Here is a 16,080-nt window from a genome sequence, read left to right on the forward strand (position 1 = left end):
CAAATCACCTTATAATTTCGTTTACTGCCCGTTTCATCGCAGTCTTTATTTCTTTCTTGGCTACCGCCAATTTGTTCCCTATTGTATCACTTTCACGAGGTACAACTTTTAATACATTTTCCGGCTCCCAAACGGGAAGTCCCCATTCTTTAGCAAATTCCCTCACCTTGGGGTCATACGGGATTGCAGTGGGAGCCAAACCTGCCATCAATGACAACACACAAAAATGAAGACGCATCCCAACTGCTGCCCTCCCGCACTTCATTACACCTATAGCCTCTTCTAATGTAGTAACGGTTTTTATCTCCTTGATGTCAATAACACCTTCCTTACTCAAGCAATTCATACAATCTACATCTTCCTCAGAGAGAGCAACCCCAGTTATATTTAGCTTCTTCTTCCGCGCAAAGCGCTCCACCGCTTCGGCACCTCGCCTTTCTAGGGCACCGCCCCAGGGCCTAAAATTCACTAAAATATGGTTTCTAGCCTCAAGGCAAGAAGGTGTAGAATCTTCCCATAAGTATAGAACTGGATCTGGGGCCAAGCAGCCCTTTAAACCTCTCCCCTCTATCCATTTTAAGGCCTTTTGATCTCTTACTGCTATAAAATTGCATTTTTTATATGCATCTGCTGTAAGATACTTAGAAATACTTCTCCTTAGGGGACCTATAGAGTTACCAAAAGCCCAAATCTTACAACCTGCCAACTCTGCAATTCTGACTACACCCCAATAGTAGAAGCATGAACGAAAGCTAGTTACGTCCTGAAATAATCCTCCGCCTCCCAACAACAAACTCTCCGCTTGTTTCAAGATATTCCATAACGCTATAAGGTTATCCCTTTTTACCGACTTTACTGCAAATTTCCTTTCGGAAACGCCAGGTAAAGAAGAAAGAAGGACCATCTCCTCTTTCGAGATTCCTTCCTCTTCCAACAACTTTATTAAGGCTTCAGCAAGAAGCTCATCACCTAAATTGCCAAAACCGTAATATCCGCACAACGCAACTTTAAATCTCCTGCTCATTCTACCAACAAATGCCCCCAGCGGTTCCATGCAGGAATAATCACATATTTTATAATTGCCACCATCAATAATCCTAAAAGGAGCCCTGTCCACAACCCATTAAAAACTCTCAATAAGGTAAAGGACAAATGAGTGTGGAAATGACAGAAACTATTTACCATGGAAGCAAAGGCCAAAACGGCTCCAAGACGGAATACCTCCCTGTACCTAGGCCAAAGCTTGCAACGAACCGTGTAATACCACACCACAAGGCACGGATACCCAATCATAAGTTCCTTCGTCCTAGGCCTTGCTATAAGCAATCTTTCTAGCAAATCTCTGGTTGCTTTCTCCCAACCTGGAACCAGAGAAACGTTGCCACTTCTTATAAGCAAAATCCCTGCTGCTGCAACCAAGAAGACAAAAAGCACTATCTCGCCCCAAAGGGGTGGCCTGGACATAACTTCTTCCAAAGATTCAGGATGAATTCTTCTTTTTAGGTCCAAAATCAAGAGCAAAACAGGAGGAACGAGTAAAGTAAGTTTCACTCCCGAAAAAGTGCTCATCCTCAGCATGTACCAGGTATTTCCAAAAACTGCTGCTATCACAAGCCCTACTGCTAAGACAACTAAAAACCCACTAAGTATCCTAATGACAGGCTTATCGTCTTTCTCTAAAGCTAACCAAGCCCCCTCAAAAGCCCCAAAAGCCGCAGCAATGGCACCATATACTCTAAAGATAAACCCAATCTTACTTATCGGGAAAACAGAAGCTAAAGCTAAAAGCAAGACCCCAAAAGCCACCTTTTTGCTCAAAGTCGATTTCTCCGTCAAAAACCTGAGAGAAGCCCTCCACACCAAAAGGTATACTACAAGGGCCAGCGCAAAGTAAGACAACCAATGAGTTTTTACCAAAGGATAAGTAAGAGGCCACTCTGTGGTTATTCCCAATCCCTCCAACCTAGCTTTCAAAGCTCCCATTTCCATGATTGTGCTATCCAACCTGGAGGAGGATAGAAACTCAGGAGAACGAAGATACAACAACCTCACAGAACGTTCTTTAGCAGCCCTTGCAAACCTCTCTAAAAGAACATCTCTGGACAACCTTCGGCTCACAATCTCTTCTTTGGTCACACTGTGCAATGGCAAGACCATGGGGAAAACCGCTCTTTCCAGCTGACTTGCCCCTAACTGTTTTGAAAACTCTATATCAGCTACTGGGATTGAATGTTTCTTAAGAATGGCACCGATTTTGCTTACATCAGGAAATCCTGCCACAACTAATCCACCAGGAGCAATAGCCTTTATACCAGGGAAATTAGATAAAATCCAATCCAATGCCAAAGCAACGTTTTGCGTTTCCACACCTGGAGCAGAACCAGGCCTGTAAACTATGGGCAAACTTGTCCTTTGGGCTAATAACAGAGAGTAAAAGTCAGGCATTATGCCAGCATCAAAGGCAAAAGCCTCATTGAAGGGGAAAACCACTACTATTCCTTTTGATGTGTGCAAAACTTCTACATTTGGATATTTCTTAAATGAATACTCTAAAACCGCTCTTGATACTTCTTCGCTTACGTCGCTATCTAGCATCAATGCTGCTTGCGAAGCCTTAGGGTAATCAACCTTAGGCAAAAAATCTGATGCCACACCATATTTGTATGGAGCAACCCCCTGCATCAACTCTTCACCTGTAAGCTCATTTACTGCAATGGCAGAAAGTCCCCTTTCCCTTAGCTCCTCTGCCACCTGCAAAAAATCCCTTCCTGATTCATACCCCATATTAATAAGATCTTGCGCTTCCAAAACAAAACCTACCGAGTTGTAAGTTTCTTCAACTTGCCAGCGATTACTCAACCCTGGTATTGAAGCTAAAACAGCCAACAATAGTAGTGCAGCGAACGCAGAAATTTTCTTACTCATCTATTCAACCCCCATTGCACATTGAGAGGGATCCCCAACCTTTCAAGCATCTTACTCAACCTAAATAAAGGCAAACCCATCACGTTATAGAAACAACCTTCTATTTTCTCAATTAACAAAGCCCCTCTACCTTGTATTCCATATGCCCCTGCTTTATCAAAACACTCCCCTAAACTGACATAAGCTTCAATGTCCTCCCTCATCAGAGACCTAAACCAAACTTTCGTCTTCTCAGCATCGGTTATACATTCATTTCTGTAAGATAAAGCAATGGCTGTTATAACATCATGCTGTTTGTTTGCAAGGGTCCTTAACATAAAATATGCTTCCTCCTGATTTTTGGGCTTGCCAAAAATCTTTTCGCCAAGAACGACCACTGTATCAGCTGCAATAACCAAAGATTTAGGATATATTCTCGCTATATCCTCGGCTTTTCTTCTGGCAATTTGAATAGCTCCTTCTTCCGGATCTGCACCTTGAGGAAAATCTTCCGGTACATTGGAAGGAACCACACTAAAATTCCAGCCCAGCCCCTGCAAAAGCTCTTTCCTTCTCGGTGACGCTGAAGCTAAAACCACATGGAGATCCTTTGTCATCTCAAAAACCATATACCTACCAACGCTCCTACAAAAGTGCCTAAATTTATTTTGAAGGAACAGGCCAACCTTAAATTCATAAACAACAAGTCTAACGACCCAGTATCAAATCCTACATCTACGACATTTTTGAAGTATTTAGCAAGCATATCGAACCTGCTCAAGAAAACACCCAAAAAAGTCCCCAAAATAACAAATATTACAAAAATACACCAACGACCAGAACGGTTGTTCGCCATAAAACATCAAACTCCTTTCATTCCAACAAGAAGCGCCATCACTCCAACAATAAAACAATAAACCGCAAACCATCGCCATTTGCCAAACAAAACTACTTTTTTGAGAATTTTCAGGGCAAAAAGGCCACACGCAAAGGAACTAACCACGCCCAATAACCAATCACTCGGAAGAGATGAAGTAAAATTATCGATAGTGCCCGCTTCTAAAAGCTCCAATACCGCAGCGCCACTTATTGCCGGCAAAGAAAGCAAAAAAGAGAACCTAAAAGCTTCCTCTAACGAAAACCCTCTTGCCAAAGCAGTTACAATCGTTATCCCGGACCTGGAAATTCCAGGTATTACTGCTATCCCCTGAGCCAAACCGACTACCCAACCAGACTTTAAATCAGGCTTAGTAGCCGTCCCCTTTTTGCCTGAACCGTACCACAAAATACCACCTGTCATAATTAGCGACATTCCCACCAATAACGGGGACTGAAACATATAGGCTACTTTTCCTTTTATCAAAATGGCTATAACAAAAGTGGCCACATTCCCCACTATAACTGCCCATCCCGTTTTCCAACCCCATGAACTTCTAAGGTCTGCTCTTATAAAACCTAAAAACCACTCCCTCAAAGCCTCTAAAATAGATTTATAAAAGAAACATACCGTTGCTAACATGGTCGCAATATGGAGCAATATATCAAAGGGTAAAGGTGGCTCAGAAAAACCCAAAAGAGTTTGAGCCAAAACCAGATGGCCAGAACTCGATACAGGCAAAAACTCAGTTAATCCCTGCAAGATTCCCAAAAAAAGCGTCTTAATCATATTTTTTATTCCTCGTTCCTAGCCTGCTCGATGTCCTTGACCAATAACGCAATATTGTGAGCATGGTCACCAATTCTTTCAAGGTTGCTAAGTATATCTATGAACACAACTGCCGCAGAAGGCTGGCATATACCCTTGTTTAACCTTTCTATGTGGCGTTTCCTTAAATTTCTTTCCATCTTGTCTATTTCAACTTCCAGCCACAGCACTTTTTCAACTTTGCCCAAATCCACATTTTCCAAAGTTTCAATAGATAATGACACAGCATCTATGACCATTTTAACCATATCTTTGAATTCTTCCTTTGCCTGATCCGAAAAAACAACGCCGTTTTCTACTTTATATTCGAACAGTTCTATCAAGTTCTCCCCATGGTCTCCTATACGCTCAAGGTCACCTACTCCATTTACGTAGAAAGATAAAGACTTGGATTGTACTGGAGGTAAAGGCTCTTGCATAAGTTCTGTAGCATAAACAGTTATCTCCCTTGTAAGCTCATTGACACATCTTTCCGTTTGAAGGACCTGGCTTATCACTTTGGTATCCTCTTCCATAAACGCTCTATTGACATCCCTCAACATATCTTTCACTAGTAGGCCTAACCTTACCATTTCCTTTCTTACCGCCTCAACTGCAGCAATAGGAGAAGCAGTTATAAGGTTGCGGTCCAAAAAACGGGGTCCCATCTGGACAGCTTCACCGATGTCTGGTACAACCTTTTTTACAAATTTCTCAAACAAACCTGTGAAAGGCAAGAAGATCATAGTATTTATTACGTTAAACATTGTATGAGCATTTGCTATCTGTCTTGATATATCATGGGAGGTCATCATTACAATTCTGATAAAGAAAGGTAATATGGTCAAAAAGATGACAACACCAATTATTTTGAAGAAAACATGAGCAAAAGCAGCCTGCTTGGCTGACCTATTTAATCCCAAAGAGGCTAACACTGCTGTTATGGTAGTCCCTATATTATCACCAAAAAGAATAGGGATAGCAGCTTCTAATGGGAGAAGCCCTTGGGAAGCCATAGCCATGGTTAAACCTACTGTAGCCGAACTTGATTGAACCACCATAGTGAGAGCAGTACCAGCCAATACCCCTAAAAGAGGATTATGGGAAAATGCCAAAAACAAACCTTGCTGATCTCTTAAGAAATACATGGCATGCTCCATAGTATGCATTCCAACAAACAGCAAACCGAAGCCTACTATACCATTTCCTACATATTTCTGCTTTTTTGTTCTACCGAAAACAGCGAAGACCATTCCTACGCCTATAACAGGCAAGGCAAAAGCTGAAATTTTGAAGGCTATTATCTGGGCCGTTATTGTGGTACCTATTGCTGCTCCCATTATGACACCTATAGCCTGCTTAAGGGTCATAAGCCCCGCATGAACGAAGCTGGTAGCCATTACAGTTGTAGCACTACTGCTTTGAATCAGCATAGTAACTAGCGTTCCAACTAAAACACCTTTAAAAGGAGTGCTGGTTAAAGCGGCTATTAACTTGCGCATTTTATCCCCAGCCAGATCTTGTAGCGCCTCGCCCATAATCTTAATACCATAAAGGAAAAGCCCTAAACCACCAATTAAGTTGAAGATGACGCTAGTAGACAAAGTTATCTCCTCCTGGCTGTAAAATTTAGGTTTTTATCATCTTTCCACAAAAGAAATCAACGGCATTATTACAGGGGAAGACCTCGCAGCCACACCAAGTTTTTTGAGCGATTCCCTTATGCGACTCTTCAAGATAGATGTCAAGTAATCCTTGTCACCCTGTCTTTTACCCCGTGCCCTCTCAAGAGATATTCTTACAACCTTCAAGATTTCTTCTCTTAGGACTACAGCATCTTTGATGTGAATAAATCCCATAGTCTCTATAACAGGTTCCGTCATAAGACGCCCTTTAGAGTCAAGCACTATCGAAATCACCATTAACCCTTCCTCTGAAAGGTCTTTTCTTTCTTTTAACAAACTGCCCTGCATTTCCCCTATAGCCATGCCATCTACGAGCACACCTTCTGCAGGGGCCGCAAATCTTTTAAGGCTAGCTTTATGCATGTTTAGCCTTAAAAGATCGCCATTTTGCATCAAAAAAATATTCCTTTTTGGTATCCCCATTTCCTGAGCAACATTGGCATGTCTCACCAAATGCCTATATTCACCGTGAACAGGAACGAAATATTTAGGTTTAACCAGGCTGAGCATCATTTTCAATTCTTCTCTTGATGCGTGTCCAGACACATGCACTTGCTGATCCTTGTCGTAAACTACATCACACCCACAGGAAAACAATTGATTAATAGTCTTGCTAACCAACTTTTCATTCCCCGGTATAGGAGAAGCAAATACAGCTACCACATCTTTAGAATCCAAGGTTATATGCCTATGTTCTCCTTTACTCATTAGGACTAAACCAGAAAACGGCTCGCCTTGACTTCCTGTGGTAAAGACCACTATTTTTTTTGCTGGCATCTTTTCTATATCCTCAGCTTTCACGAACAGGTTATCATCTGCCGTAATATAACCCAGTTCTCTTGCAAGTTTCACGTTTTGGATCATACTTCGGCCTACAAGGGCAACTTTTCTGTTGAAGGCAGCAGCAGCATTAAAAACAAGTTGGGCTCTGTGCAGGTTACTAGCAAAAGCTGCTATTACTATTCGTTTGTTCCTATACTGGCGAAATAACCGTTCCAAGGTTCCTCCAATCACTCGTTCTGAAGGAGTAAAACCGCTCCTTTCAACATTTGTGGAGTCGGATAGCATCAACAATACCCCTTTTCTGCCGAACTCAGCAAAGGCCGCATAGTCTGTAACCTTTCCATCAACAGGGGTAGGATCTAGCTTAAAATCTCCTGTGTGCACGACAGTTCCTATAGGGGTATCTATAGCGAGACCTACACCATCAGGTATGGAGTGACATACAGAAATAGTCTTAATAGTGAAATTATTTCCTAGCTTGAACACGTCCCCGGCCTCAAATTCCTTCATCTGCAAGGGGTAATCAGGAGCAGCGTCCAAAAATTTGTTGGCTACCATTCCTAAAGTCAACTTTGTCCCATATACAGGGACATCAAGCTGCGGAAGGATAAAAGGTAAGGCACCTATGTGATCTTCATGTCCATGGGTCAAAATAAGACCTTTTATTTTATCTTTACGTTCCAACAAATAAGATGCGTCAGGGATCACAAAATCTATCCCTAACATTTCCTCATCTGGAAACATCAAACCACAATCAACTACTATCATTTCGTCCCCATATTCCAGGGCAAACATGTTACGACCTATTTGGCCAAGCCCCCCCAATGGCACGAAAAGCAACTCTCCATCCTTTATTTTGCCATGTCTTTTTCGGCTTTTGCCGATTCTTTTTGCCATTAATTCACCTCCGACCCTAACTCGCTAAGCTAAGGGCCCTAATCAGAATAATCTTTACCCTGATTCAGCTTCTTCCTGTTAGGAACCTTAGCCTGCGTGTAATCACTACGCTTAGTTAAAATTTCTCTGCATGGAGCGCAATTATGACTCTCTCTCTTCGATACAAGTTCCATAACCAGGTCCGCCGTTCCCTCACAATTGAAGCAATCTATAAACCTCTCAGCCCACTCTGCAGTTTCTTCCACAATGGCCTCTTTGATCTGCTCCGGCAAAGACATGATCGCATCGTGGAAAGGTTTGTTAGCTTTCTTATAGTTACCGTCCTTACGAGAAAAGCCTTGAGAATCAGCCCATTTTACAATTTCCATCCATAAGTCTTGAGGTATGCCTCTTTTGGGGTCCTTTACAAATTCGCCATTTTCAGTTATGGCGTTGCCTGTTTCTGGATCCATCATTAGGCCAAAGACTATATTCTGCCATAACGTCCCAACATTGCCTTTATTTATGCCGAATTTTGGAAATAACGACACTTTATCTAAGGGTGTTCCAGAGATACCATGTTGAGCTATAGAAACTCCGAATTTAGATATTGCATCTGCCACTTCTTTTGTCCTTTCAAGATCTATACCTTCTTTTTCACCCTTGCTTGTGTCGTAAGTCCCGTGTTTGCTCCCATTTGATATGGCAAGATAATCTGGGAATATTCCCCAAGCATTAAGCCCACCTATGAAGAAAAGGGCTTCCTCTACAGTAGTCAGCTCTCCTGGTCCCTTAATTTCGCCAACCTCTACCTCAAGTCCTAAGTACGCTGGAACAGACATGGCTATATCTCTTGTATAGCAAAAGTTCTCCCAATCAGGGTTATGAGAAGCATCAATTGCGACAGATGTCCATCCCTTTGAAACAATGCTACACAAATTCGTAACAGCCTCCAGTAAGTCGCCCTTCGACTTTATTCCATAGTGGTCAACATGCAGGCCAAAAACCACACCATGTCCCAATTCAGCGGAATAACGGACTGCAAAATCGGGGACATTGTCAAAAGTGCACCCACAATAGGTAGCTTCAGACTTGGCCAGCTCTAGCAACACAGCAGCCCGTTTCTTCTTGGCAGCCTTAAGTACCCCCTTTATGGTTAAAGGGTTCCTGACATTAGCAGCAAGAACTATGGCTCCTTTTTGTTTAGCGGCATCGGCTATATCTCTGCCACTGACCAAAGCTACTGGTTCATTTCCGTATATTGCCTGGACGTTCAATGGCCTTTTGTTTAATAGTTCTTTATATCCTGCAGATTCGATTTTCATTGTCAACACCTCCGGAACATTATTATTCACACTAAACCTAATATTTTATAACATGAAAAGTATATCAGGGCATGTTAAAAAATCAGATTTCACAAGATCTAAGGGATTTTATTTTTTATGCATCAAATTTATACATCAAAATGGACTTGCATTAAGAGCAAAGCCATGATAATATAACCGGCGCCGTGGTAGTACGTTGCCACTGCCGGTAGAAGTTGGGGGATCGTCTAATCGGCAGGACGCTTGACTCTGGATCAAGAAGTCGGGGTTCGAGTCCCTGTCCCCCAGCCAATTAATAAGTGGCCCCATCGTCTAGTGGTCTAGGACTCAGGGTTCTCAGTCCTGCAACACGGGTTCGAATCCCGTTGGGGCTACCATGAAAGCAAGCGGTGTCCCTCATTGGGACACCGCTTTTTAACTGTATTTGTCAGGCTCTAAATCTTATTCAGGAGCTTTGAGGTTGTAGGCGGGCTTAAGTATTTTTTCTATCTCAACAGTTTCTTTCAGCTCATCTTGTATATCTTCCCAGCTTTTGTACGCCATTGGAGCCTCATCTATTGTGTCTTTGCATATCGAAGTAGAAAAAACTCCTTCCATGCTCTTTCTAAAAGTCTCTAAAGTTATTTGTCCCTTCTCGAGCATCCTTTTCATCTCTCTCCGGCCATGAGCCCTCCCTGCACCATGGGGTGCGGAGTAATTAAATAATTCGTTGCCCCTGCCAACTCCGAGCACGACTCCCTCTGCCATGTTGAGGGGAATGATGACTTTCTCACCTTTGTGGGCTGAAATGGCCCCTTTCCTGACTATTCCATCTCTTTGGCTTATGTAATTGTGAACGCTTTGAATCACGCTTTCTATTTTTAACGATTTGCCCCAATATTTCAGGATGATCGCTAAAATAGCCAAACGATTGAGCTCAGCGTATCTTTGCGCCACAACAAGCCATTTCATGTAAACCTCTCCGCCTTTATCCATTGGCAGATACTCCAAGCCAGAGGGCAAAGGTTCTGCCCTCTTTTTACAGAGGTTTTTGGCTTCTCTTTGAAAGAAGTTGGCCACATCGTACCCAAAATGCCTGCTTCCTGTGTGCACTATCAGGTACAGATCCCCTGCCTGTGGGTCCTGGTCTATTTCTATAAAGTGGTTGCCCCCTCCCAAGGTTCCATACTGGGACCACGGGGGAATTTTGGTTTTCCTTCCCACCTTGCGGCCATAAAAACCAGCTTCTGCTTGTTCAGACAGGTCCATCATTTCTTCATACATATTAGGGTAGGTTTTCCGGATAACGGCAAGGGCATTTTTGTCTTTATGGTGTTTCATTCCGAGGGGGATCTTTGCCCGTATATACCTGTCCAGGTCCCCAAAGTTTATATCATCTCTTTTAAGCCCCTCAAGGCATACAGCTGAGACACCGCATCCTATATCTACTCCAACCACATTGGGTATGACTCCACCTTCAAACCTTCCAGTAAAGCCTATGACACAACCAGCCCCAGCATGGCAATCAGGCATAATAGCCACCAGACCCTTTACTACGGGGTGGTGGCTAATGTTTTCTATCTGCTTCAATGTCATTTCGTCAACTTTTTTGGCATGAATAAGCACTTCTACCATGATTAAACACAACAATCTTTTTTATTTATCTTTTTCCAAAACTTCTTCCCATGTTACAAGCGAGTGGTAAAATTCATGATCTCCATTATCTTCCAAACCTCTCGTTATTTCTGTGACATGTGTATGTTTAGCTTCCACCATTTCAAGAACGTAATCCACAGCTTTCTCTGGAAGGCTTTCTGAACCACAAGTATATATATCCAATGCCACATATCCTACTTCTGGCCAAGTATGAACGGACAAGTGGGATTCACTTATAACCACTACTCCACTTACACCATTTGGGGGGAAACGATGAAAAGAAACAGCCCATATTTGAGCATTGGCTCTTCTTCCAGATTCAACAAGAATTTCTTGCATCTTATCCACTTCCCCTATAACAGGAGAACAGCCTGAGGCTTCAACTATGAAATGAACTCCTCTTGGGTTCAATATAATCGCTCCTTTCTTTTCCTTAGTGCTGAAATTGTGCTCCTTCAGTTGAATCAGCTTGTTGCTTTTATTTTTACATTATACATCCTAACCAATGTGTTTTGGAAATATATTAGGATAGGTTCTTACCTGCGCAGGGACATACAATTACGTAAAAACCAGAAAGCCGCTGCTAGGTCTATGGTTTAAGATCAAGTTCAATATTTTGCACAAATTTGCTTGAAACTCTGGTTGAGGAAGAGCTTATTTTGTCTTGATAGGACGACGCAAAACAACCCAGGAACATGCTGAGACAGCTTGAAAGATCAATCAGAAGTTTTTGTAGTAAAAAGAAGGTTTCTATCTTGCAAAAAACAGGCAAGAAAATCATTATCCTCAGGATTACCAAAATCGATTAATTTCACTATATCCCTTTTTTCTTCACCATCTTTTCTGTATGTTACTCTTACTCCTTCTGTAAGCAGTCTATGAAAGGCTTCATTTTTGATATTAAAAGGGGATTACGTAGGTACAGTGGAAACTATTCTAATAGCATCATTTATGGCATTTTCAGGTATTAGAGGGTTTATATTTTTTAGACTATTCTCAAGTACACCAAATAACACAACATCTTCACAAGATTTACACAAGATTTACGATTTGCGATTTTTGAACGGTTGTTTCCTGAATCTGGAGCAATATCCGACCCAAACATATAATCCCAGCTAAGGGGTTGTAATAGTTACAGAGCAAAGGTTTCAATGGAAGATTCGTTGAGGTTAGGGTGTGTCATTGCTGTTTTCCCTTTCATTAGATTCTTTTAATTGTTGCCAATCATAGACTATAGGTCCCCAGTCTATATTCCTTTCTTCCTTATTTATCCATACATTCCAGAATTCAGGATCTTTTGATTTAGGTCTTTGTTCTTCTGACAACTCATTCATTTCAACTAATACGGGAAGAGGTGTTACCCAACCTAACAAAATAGCTTTTCGAGAAGGTAAAACCGGGAGTTCGTTAAGGATTCCTCCCATTGTGTCTGGAACTAATTTTTTCACCATTTCCTGATCCCGATCGCTGACAATTCTATGTAATAAAAAAGTATTACACTGCGATAAAACCGTTTGTGACAGTTCTGAAGGTCTTTGTGATGCTAAGACCAAACCAACACCAAATTTTCTCCCTTCTTTGGCAATTTTTTCAAAAATCTGTGTGCATAATCTTTGACCAGAAATATTATCATCTTCTGTTTCATACCTTTTAATTAAATTATGTGCTTCGTCTACAACTAAAACTGTTGGCAAGGTTTGTCCAGTTTGTTTTTTATAACGATGATGTGCCTCAAAAATAATACGAGCCATTACTGAGACAACCAAATAAAGTATCTCTGATGGCAATAGCGAAAGATCAACAATAGTTATTGAAGGATGGTTATCATTGCTACCAATATATTCTTCTAACCATTTTTCAAACTTAATTTCGCTAGATGTTTCTGTATTTATTACCGAGGCTATTCTTTTGTCAGTAAATAAACTTCTTACTCGCATTAAAAAGAAATCAAGATACTGTTGTTGGTTGGCTTGTTGTGCTAATCGTTCTATATGGGCTAAGAAATCTTCATTCTTGAAAAACACGGGGGAGTCCTCATCCGGACCTTCATAAATCAAAATTCCACCAAGTGGCTCTAAAAGATTGCTTAAATTTTTAATTACTTCCTCAATATCATTTTTTTCAAAATCTTCATAGTATTCAATAGTTTCATTATTCTCGTTAGTAAATGTTTTATAATGATTCAGCTCTATCCCCTTTAATTTATTTTTTACATTATTAAATTCCATCTTTATTTCATCATCTAAAATATTTTCTATATCTTTAGATATGTCATTGATTATACTCTTTAATTTTTTCCCAAAATCATTTTTTCCTGGCTTGCCTTTGAAGGCAGTTACTCCTTTGTTTAAATCACTTTTTATTTCGATCAAACAACTTGAATAATATCTGCGTAAATAATAAATTTTATTATCCTTCTCTATGTCTACATTTTGAGAATTCTTAATTTCCCTTAATGCTCTTCGCAATATAGGTCTTTGCGTCCTTGCACTTGCCTGAGCAATTGAAGCCCACTCCCAGCTATTCCACATCCAAGAAGGTACTTTTAGTTGTTGAGCCTCTCCTTCTTCTCTAATTTTTACCTCATAACTTTTTACATTCCCAAGTTCTTTAAAACAGGTTCCATATTCTCCGTTGGGATCAAATATAATAAAACGAGCATTAACCGATTCATTGTTTGCACTTTCATTTTTCGCTGATTCTATTGACCACCTGATAAGGCCAGCCACAGAACAGGATTTACCACTTCCCGTATTTCCAAGTATGGCCAGATGTCTTCCAAATAATTTATCGGGATCAACAAATACTGCTGCATTAGCAGCCATTGGTGAGACACCAATTTTAATTCGTGCATTTTCATCCTTGTTTTGAACAATAGCTTTCAATTGTTCCTGACTTGGAACAATTACAATATCCCCTACTGATGGATAACTATACACACCCCTCTCTATTTCATATTTACCATCTTTTTCTTTTAATATTCCTAATGGAGAAAGGGAAAGTTTTCTGAGCGGAAAAGGCAGATCAACTAAATCAAAGTCTTTATATCCTTTTCTTTTGGGATAAGGTGAATACTCAATGCCTATCCATGTAATTATACCTATTAAAGCACCAGCTTCATTCGGAACAAGTAATATACCATTGACCCTTGGAAATAACTGTGGCACACCAGTATTCAAGGAAGTACTTAGCGGAGCATCAGTTTCAAGAATTACCTTTATTTCTTTGGGAGAAACAAATTCAACAGTGCCTATTGACCTGTGCCTTATATTGTCAAAATTCTGATTCATTGGTTCCTCCTTTTAGTGAATTTTTATCCTGAGAATCAGTTTGCATCATAATTTTTCTTTTTTCTAATAACCTTGCTTGTCTGTCTGTAATTCTATCAATTGCTGGTTTGGGCAAATAATAACTGGTTAAGTTTTCAAAATTTCCTAATTCATTCCCTATCAACAAAGTTAGCTGGGCCTCATTACATTGTTTTATAAAATTCTCAATTCTACCATTCGCTAAATCATAGGAAATAATAACCAGGTGTGTTGAAGGTATGGTTAGCATATCTAATATTATCCTGTTGATATGAGAATCTCCAAAACCATAACCATAAGTTACCAGTACAGAATTTGGACGGCAAATAGCTGTCGAAAAATCTCGAAAAAGTTCTGAATATGGGAAAAATGTTGTTTCTAAGGCTTTGGCAGAATTGGGGTATATGACAACTCTATCAAAGGGATTAGCGAAGAAATCCTCATTAACATTTTCGCCAAATGGCAAAGGTATTTTAACAATTTGATCATCCTCAAATTTCCAATCAATAGAACCATGCAATTTTGTTAATTTTACAACACCTTCTACATATCTTGGCTCACCCCTGATTCCTGGTGGGTTGTAGTGATAATCAAGATCTATTCGATGAAACCGCATAATAGGTTTGAGTTTCCCAATGAACCTATCTAATGTGAGAATACCCGCCTCGTCTAATCCATATTCAATAAACCTATCATAATTTGTAGTAAAGATATTCAACCTATCTCTGGTTGCGGTTCTAGTTGAAAAACTTAGTAGGAATCGTTCCAATAACAATAAATGATTCAAAAATAAAAATAGAAGTTTATCTATCAAATCATTTAAATCATTTTTTTTCTTATCATCACATATAAATCCATCACATATAAATGGGTATTTATTACAGAATTTTTTAACTGTTTCTTTTATGTCTTCTATAACTTTCGTTTTTTCTGCATCATTACTCACTTTTAATTTATCTTTTAAATTTTTGATTTTTTCATATATTTCCCTTTCATTTTTTTGTAATTCTAGTTTTTGTAATTCTAGAAAGTGATGTTCATATTTTATAATTAAATCGATAAGCTGTTGTAATTTATCATTAATTTCTTTTTTTAATTCTTTTTCTTTTTTGGTGTAATCAATAATTTTATACCCTTTTAAAAGCTCAATAGCAACCCTTAAATCATCTTCAAAATTAGCTTCGCCTCTGCCCAAATTTTTAGCCTCTTCATCCGCTTTATTCTTAATCTTTTCTTTATAATTGCCTTCAAACTCTATTCTTTTCATCATTGAACCGCCGCCAGTTAGCGCAACCGACAATCCACTTCCTATAAGCAAAGACAAATGCTCGCTCTGAAATAATGCCGTAAGCCATGGTTCAACTTTTTCTCTAATTTTTTGTCTATTATATTCATTATTTTTTTTATATTCATCAGTTTCAATATCTATTTGTTCATTTGAAATGAACAAAATATTTGGCTTACTGAACTCCATTCTTTCCATGATTATTCTCCTTTTCTATAAATTCAAAATTACTTTTTTCCTCCCTCATTCCTCCGCTCATTAGTTCAGGAGATAAAGTATCCCTTATTTTCTCTAATGTGCGTGTTTTTGTTGGTCATACTTGATTTTCATAAAAACAAGTTTACACCAAGCTTTAATTTTATCAAATAAATTTTAAGGATAACACAGGCAGCCTAATTTCTTTATTTGGGATGGGGGATATATGCTTGAGCACCTCCTACTTAATCGAGCTATAAACTTAAAGTGCGTTTGAATAATCAATGAAATATGAATAAGATGCCTAGATTTTTATAGTATATAGTCTAAATTGTTTTCATATCAAGTCCCATATTTTGTGTAAACTTGTCCAGGTCTCTGGTAATAGCTTATTAGCTCA

13 protein-coding genes and 2 tRNA genes are annotated in these 16,080 nt (G+C 39.7%); 2 read left to right on the forward strand and 13 right to left on the reverse strand.

What is annotated here, in order from left to right; all coding sequences use genetic code 11:
- Positions 1-4: 4 nt before the first annotated feature.
- Genes csaB through H0Z23_RS02210 form a run of 8 tightly spaced genes read right to left on the reverse strand, consistent with a single transcriptional unit; the run spans position 5 to position 9,257 of the window.
- On the reverse strand, positions 5-1,024 hold the full coding sequence (csaB, locus tag H0Z23_RS02175) for a polysaccharide pyruvyl transferase CsaB (protein ID WP_296867316.1): 1,020 nt from the start codon (positions 1,022-1,024) through the stop codon (positions 5-7).
- Positions 1,021-2,925, reverse strand: coding sequence for a DUF5693 family protein (locus H0Z23_RS02180; protein WP_296867317.1), 1,905 nt, complete (start codon positions 2,923-2,925; stop codon positions 1,021-1,023). Before H0Z23_RS02180 ends, csaB begins: the two co-directional genes overlap by 4 nt.
- Positions 2,922-3,533 carry a nucleoside triphosphate pyrophosphatase gene (locus tag H0Z23_RS02185; protein ID WP_296867318.1) on the reverse strand — a complete coding sequence of 204 codons (612 nt, stop codon included), beginning with the start codon at positions 3,531-3,533 and terminating at the stop codon, positions 2,922-2,924. Before H0Z23_RS02185 ends, H0Z23_RS02180 begins: the two co-directional genes overlap by 4 nt.
- Positions 3,518-3,760 carry a DUF4321 domain-containing protein gene (locus H0Z23_RS02190; RefSeq protein ID WP_296867319.1) on the reverse strand — a complete coding sequence of 81 codons (243 nt, stop codon included), beginning with the start codon at positions 3,758-3,760 and terminating at the stop codon, positions 3,518-3,520. The genes H0Z23_RS02185 and H0Z23_RS02190 overlap by 16 nt, the downstream gene beginning before the upstream one ends.
- A gap of 6 nt (positions 3,761-3,766) precedes the next feature.
- Positions 3,767-4,570, reverse strand: coding sequence for an undecaprenyl-diphosphate phosphatase (locus tag H0Z23_RS02195; RefSeq protein ID WP_296867320.1), 804 nt, complete (start codon positions 4,568-4,570; stop codon positions 3,767-3,769).
- 5 nt (positions 4,571-4,575) lie between these two features.
- Positions 4,576-6,192: a Na/Pi cotransporter family protein gene (locus tag H0Z23_RS02200; RefSeq protein ID WP_296867321.1), complete on the reverse strand. Its 1,617-nt coding sequence runs from the start codon at positions 6,190-6,192 to the stop codon at positions 4,576-4,578.
- Positions 6,193-6,228: 36 nt separating this feature from the next.
- Positions 6,229-7,953: a ribonuclease J gene (locus tag H0Z23_RS02205; protein ID WP_296867322.1), complete on the reverse strand. Its 1,725-nt coding sequence runs from the start codon at positions 7,951-7,953 to the stop codon at positions 6,229-6,231.
- A gap of 38 nt (positions 7,954-7,991) precedes the next feature.
- Positions 7,992-9,257 (reverse strand): class II fructose-bisphosphate aldolase, encoded by a 1,266-nt coding sequence (locus tag H0Z23_RS02210; protein WP_296867323.1) that lies wholly within the window; start codon positions 9,255-9,257, stop codon positions 7,992-7,994.
- Positions 9,258-9,473: 216 nt separating this feature from the next.
- Between H0Z23_RS02210 and H0Z23_RS02215 the strand changes: the two genes are divergently transcribed.
- Together H0Z23_RS02215 and H0Z23_RS02220 are read left to right on the forward strand one after the other, a co-directional pair.
- Positions 9,474-9,548, forward strand: a tRNA-Gln gene (locus H0Z23_RS02215).
- Positions 9,549-9,558: 10 nt separating this feature from the next.
- Positions 9,559-9,634: transfer RNA gene (locus tag H0Z23_RS02220), tRNA-Glu, on the forward strand.
- Between the two features lie 64 nt (positions 9,635-9,698).
- On the opposite strand, the gene H0Z23_RS02225 is transcribed toward H0Z23_RS02220, so the two are convergent.
- The 5 genes from H0Z23_RS02225 to H0Z23_RS02240 form a co-directional block, all read right to left on the reverse strand.
- Positions 9,699-10,871 carry an RtcB family protein gene (locus H0Z23_RS02225; RefSeq protein WP_296867324.1) on the reverse strand — a complete coding sequence of 391 codons (1,173 nt, stop codon included), beginning with the start codon at positions 10,869-10,871 and terminating at the stop codon, positions 9,699-9,701.
- A 21-nt stretch (positions 10,872-10,892) separates the two neighbouring features.
- Complete coding sequence (speD, locus tag H0Z23_RS02230; protein WP_296867325.1) at positions 10,893-11,303, reverse strand: adenosylmethionine decarboxylase; 411 nt, start codon at positions 11,301-11,303, stop codon at positions 10,893-10,895.
- 305 nt (positions 11,304-11,608) lie between these two features.
- Positions 11,609-11,791, reverse strand: coding sequence for a type I restriction endonuclease (locus H0Z23_RS09010; protein WP_366928865.1), 183 nt, complete (start codon positions 11,789-11,791; stop codon positions 11,609-11,611).
- A 270-nt stretch (positions 11,792-12,061) separates the two neighbouring features.
- Positions 12,062-14,182 carry an ATP-binding protein gene (locus tag H0Z23_RS02235; RefSeq protein ID WP_296867326.1) on the reverse strand — a complete coding sequence of 707 codons (2,121 nt, stop codon included), beginning with the start codon at positions 14,180-14,182 and terminating at the stop codon, positions 12,062-12,064.
- A complete protein-coding gene (locus H0Z23_RS02240; RefSeq protein WP_296867327.1) occupies positions 14,166-15,683 on the reverse strand; it encodes an SIR2 family protein in 1,518 nt (505 codons plus the stop codon). The genes H0Z23_RS02235 and H0Z23_RS02240 overlap by 17 nt, the downstream gene beginning before the upstream one ends.
- Between the last annotated feature and the right edge of the window lie 397 nt (positions 15,684-16,080).

It is taken from the genome of Thermovirga sp., from assembly GCF_017656375.1.
Taxonomy (GTDB): Bacteria; Synergistota; Synergistia; order Synergistales; family Thermovirgaceae; genus Thermovirga.

Bases quoted from the DNA above. Each gene is read 5' to 3' on its own strand.
- csaB (WP_296867316.1), bottom strand. From the start codon at position 1,024: ATGAGCAGGAGATTTAAAGTTGCGTTGTGCGGATATTACGGTTTTGGC.
- H0Z23_RS02180 (WP_296867317.1), bottom strand. From the start codon at position 2,925: ATGAGTAAGAAAATTTCTGCGTTCGCTGCACTACTATTGTTGGCTGTT.
- H0Z23_RS02185 (WP_296867318.1), bottom strand. From the start codon at position 3,533: ATGGTTTTTGAGATGACAAAGGATCTCCATGTGGTTTTAGCTTCAGCG.
- H0Z23_RS02190 (WP_296867319.1), bottom strand. From the start codon at position 3,760: ATGGCGAACAACCGTTCTGGTCGTTGGTGTATTTTTGTAATATTTGTT.
- H0Z23_RS02195 (WP_296867320.1), bottom strand. From the start codon at position 4,570: ATGATTAAGACGCTTTTTTTGGGAATCTTGCAGGGATTAACTGAGTTT.
- H0Z23_RS02205 (WP_296867322.1), bottom strand. From the start codon at position 7,953: ATGGCAAAAAGAATCGGCAAAAGCCGAAAAAGACATGGCAAAATAAAG.
- H0Z23_RS02210 (WP_296867323.1), bottom strand. From the start codon at position 9,257: ATGAAAATCGAATCTGCAGGATATAAAGAACTATTAAACAAAAGGCCA.
- H0Z23_RS02225 (WP_296867324.1), bottom strand. From the start codon at position 10,871: ATGGTAGAAGTGCTTATTCATGCCAAAAAAGTTGACGAAATGACATTG.
- H0Z23_RS02235 (WP_296867326.1), bottom strand. From the start codon at position 14,182: ATGAATCAGAATTTTGACAATATAAGGCACAGGTCAATAGGCACTGTT.
- H0Z23_RS02240 (WP_296867327.1), bottom strand. From the start codon at position 15,683: ATGGAAAGAATGGAGTTCAGTAAGCCAAATATTTTGTTCATTTCAAAT.